The organism is Massilia sp. CT11-108 (assembly GCF_047302915.1).
Lineage (GTDB): Bacteria > Pseudomonadota > Gammaproteobacteria > Burkholderiales > Burkholderiaceae_D > Telluria > Telluria orientalis.
The window spans coordinates 1-3,351 of record NZ_JBKYMO010000560.1; the positions used below are offsets into that span (position 1 = coordinate 1).

Annotated in this window: 3 protein-coding genes; 1 reads left to right on the top strand and 2 read right to left on the bottom strand. The window is 67.4% G+C overall.

Annotated features, from left to right (window positions below; genetic code table 11):
* The coding region (locus tag ACEN88_RS27355) for a TonB-dependent receptor plug domain-containing protein (protein WP_413344728.1) at positions 1-1,756 on the bottom strand (1,756 nt) is incomplete at its 3' end.
* A 283-nt stretch (positions 1,757-2,039) separates the two neighbouring features.
* Between ACEN88_RS27355 and ACEN88_RS27360 the strand changes: the two genes are divergently transcribed.
* Positions 2,040-2,486 carry a glycine zipper 2TM domain-containing protein gene (locus tag ACEN88_RS27360; RefSeq protein WP_413344730.1) on the top strand — a complete coding sequence of 149 codons (447 nt, stop codon included), beginning with the start codon at positions 2,040-2,042 and terminating at the stop codon, positions 2,484-2,486.
* 126 nt (positions 2,487-2,612) lie between these two features.
* On the opposite strand, the gene ACEN88_RS27365 is transcribed toward ACEN88_RS27360, so the two are convergent.
* Positions 2,613-3,351 (bottom strand): cytochrome P450 (locus ACEN88_RS27365; protein ID WP_413344732.1); only part of this gene is annotated, 739 nt, incomplete at its 5' end.

Sequence of the window (3,351 nt, forward strand, 5' to 3'; positions counted from 1 at the left end):
AGCCCAGCGGCGCCGTGAGGTTGGCCTTGGCCAGGTGGCGCGGCGAATCGATCAGGGGCACGCCGCCGGTGCCGCGCGCCAGCTGCCAGGAATAGCTGGCGCGCAGGCGTACGGCGCCGAAGTCGCGGTCGAGCGCGGCTTCCAGGCCGCGGGCATCGGCATGGTCGATGTTGCGGAAGATGAGCATGCCCGTGCCCGGCTCGACCTGCTGGCTGATCAGGTCGTCCACCGCGTAGCGGAACAGGGACAGTGTGGCGTGGCCGCCGCCTGCCAGGACGTGCTCCAGCACCAGCTCGCGCGTCGCGATCTTTTCCGGGCGCAGGTTCGGGTTGGGGAGCAGGCCGCCGGCCATCTCCGGCAGCGCGTAATACATCTCGTAGGCGTTGGGCGCGCGGAAGGCGCTGCCCGCGATCAGCTTGACGGTGTCGGACCGCGTCGCCTTGTACACGACGGCCACGCGCGGGCTGAAGCGATGCATGTCCGGGTCTTCGCGGTCGTCGTAGCGCACGCCGGCGTTGACGAGGAAGCCGGCCGGCAGGCGGATCTCGTCTTCCACGAACACGGCGCGGCGCATCGCGTCGCGGTGGTCCTGCAGCAGCAATTCGTAGGGCTGCTGGTTGTAGTTGTACTGGTCGCGGTGCGCGTCGCGTCCCAGCTCGGCGCCGATCACGATCTTCTGGCCCGGCAGGTTCGTCAGCGTCGCGTGCGCGCTGGCTTCGTACCAGCGCGCGTGGGCGCCGTCGACGTTCTGGCGGACCACGCCCTCGATGTCCGGATACCAGCCTGGCCCCTCGTAATCGGCCTGGCCCGACTGCAGCTGGACCGCCAGCGCCAGCGCGGGCGCGAGCTGGCGGTTCCACGCGAGGCCGATGATCGTCTGCGTGTCGCGTGTCTGGTTCGGCGTATTGAACACGGCGCCGAAGGATCCCGTCGGGATCCCCTTGGTGCGCGCGACGTGGCTGGCCGTGAGCGTCACGCCGCCAAAGCTGCCCTTGGCGAGGAAGTTCTGGGCGCGGTCCCAGTCGAGGTGGCGGGCGATGCCGTTGTTGGTCTCGGGGGCGTCGAACTCCGGGTAATACAGGTCGCGGCCCGCGCGGTTGAAGGCGCTGGCGGACAGCAGCAGGTCGGCGCCGTTCTGGCCGTGCCAGCCGTAGCTGGTGCGGGCCTTGCGCTCGCCCTGGCCGGCCGCGGTGACGGCGCCCTGGACGCCGGACAGACCACTGCCGTCGCGCGTGACGACGTTGATCACGCCGAACAACGCGTTCGAGCCATACACGGCCGAGCCGGGACCGGGCACGAATTCGATGCGCTTGACCATGTCCATGTCGACCAGGCCCCCGGTGCCGATGAGGGCCTGGTCGTACACGGCGTCGTTGATACGCATGCCGTCGACCAGCAGCAGGAAGCGGCTGTTGTAGTCGCCCGGACGCAGGAAGCCGCGCGCGCCCAGGTACGTGTAGTTGCGGTCGCCCGTCACGTACAGGCCGGGCAGCGTGGCCAGCGCGTCGGCCAGCGTGCGCCAGCCATGGTCGCGGATGTCGGAGGCGGTGAGCACGACCGCGGACGACGGTGCGTCGCTGATCGGCTGGGCGAATTTCGATGCGGCCGTGACGACCCGCATCTGCATCAGTTCCTCGAGGGGGATCGTACTCAGCGCGCGGATGTCGCCGGTCTCCCTGTCGGCGCCGGCGAGCGCGACGGTGGGCCAGGCCAGCACGGCGGTGCTGACGATGACGGACAGGGTGCGTGACGACATGGACGTGGACATGGGATGACAAAGGCCTGGGGTAACAGCCCGTCTTCTGTAAATTGTTTCAAATAATCACATGTCAGTACTATAGAGAAACTTTCGCGGCGTGGCACCGAAAAGTTGCATCAAAAAGACAGAATAACGCATTTATGGCAAGCATCATTCCATATTGCACCAAAAATGGGCGGTTACACTCACTTGCAATTGATACTGTTTCACTCTTTCCACATTGGCGCCTGACCGTTACTCTGTACACATATTTGTTACAACGATATGTAAGGGGAATACCATGCCAGCATTTGCTATCCGTCACACCGCCCGTGCCGCCCTCGTCGCCGCGATCCTCGCCGCGCCATTTGCAGCCCAGGCCGCACCCGACCACCATCGGCGCGCCGAAGCGCAATGCCGCAACTGCGCCACGGTCGTCTCGAACCATACGTACAAACGTGAACCCGAGCGCGCCAGCGGCGTCGGCGGCGTGGGCGGTGCGGTCGTCGGCGGCCTGCTGGGCAACCAGGTAGGCAGCGGCCGCGGCCGCACCCTGGCAACGGTGGCGGGCGCGGTGGGCGGCGCCTATGCCGGCAACCGCATCGAGCGCAACATGAAGGCGGAAACCTATACGGACGTGCGCGTCAAGATGGCGGCCGGCGGGTACCGTACCTTCACGGAGAAGGGTGTGCCGCGGTTCCGCAACGGGGAGCGCGTGCGCGTGCTGGATGGCCGCCTGGTGCGCTGACCGCCGTCATTCCCGCGAAAGCGGGAATCCATACTGAATGTCCGCAGTTGGACATTCGGATAGTTGTTCAAGGTATCGAATTCTGCGCTTCAGCATGGGTCCCCGCTTTCGCGGGGACGACGTTGCTTAGGCCTGCGTGGTCCTCACGTTCTTGATCACGAACCCGCTCGCCGGCAGCGTCGGAATCCGCCGCATGCCGACCGTCAGGTCCTGCGGCGGCACGTCGTAGGCGATCTCGCCGGCGAACAACTGCAGCGCCGATTTCACCAGGTCGCCCGTGACGAATTCGCCCGGGCAGCGGTGGCCCGAGTAATGGTCGCCGCCGCCGTGCGGTACGAAATCGAAACCGCTGCTCTGCCGGCGGTCGAAGCGCTCCGGCCGGAACACCTCGGGGTCGCCCCAGATCGCGGGGTGGTGGTTCGTGCCGTACAGGTCGAACAACACCCACGTCCCCTTTTTCACATGCATCCCGTGCCAGTCGAAGGCGTGCAGGGCGCGGCCGCCCATCGCCGGGATGAACGGGTAGTAGCGCCGCACTTCCTGCATGAACCACGTCGTGTACGCGTCGTCGCCCGCCGCGATGCGCGCGCGTGATTCCGGATGGTCGTGCAGCGCCAGCAGGCCGAACACGATGTAGCGCGCCACGGCCACCGTCGGGCGCAGCAGGTTGATGAGTTCCACGCCCGCGTGCTTGCGGTGCATGAGTTCCCCGCCGGCGTCGCGGTGGCGTGCGATCACGTTCAGCGGACTGTCGAACGCCGGCTGGACCTGGCCGGCGCGCACGGCGTCGACGAGGGCGCGGGCCCATTGCTCGGTGCGGGCACGCGCGAGGTGGCCGCGGGGGGGGGGGGGGGGGGGGGGGGGG

Bases quoted from the DNA above. Each gene is read 5' to 3' on its own strand.
- ACEN88_RS27360 (WP_413344730.1), top strand. From the start codon at position 2,040: ATGCCAGCATTTGCTATCCGTCACACCGCCCGTGCCGCCCTCGTCGCC.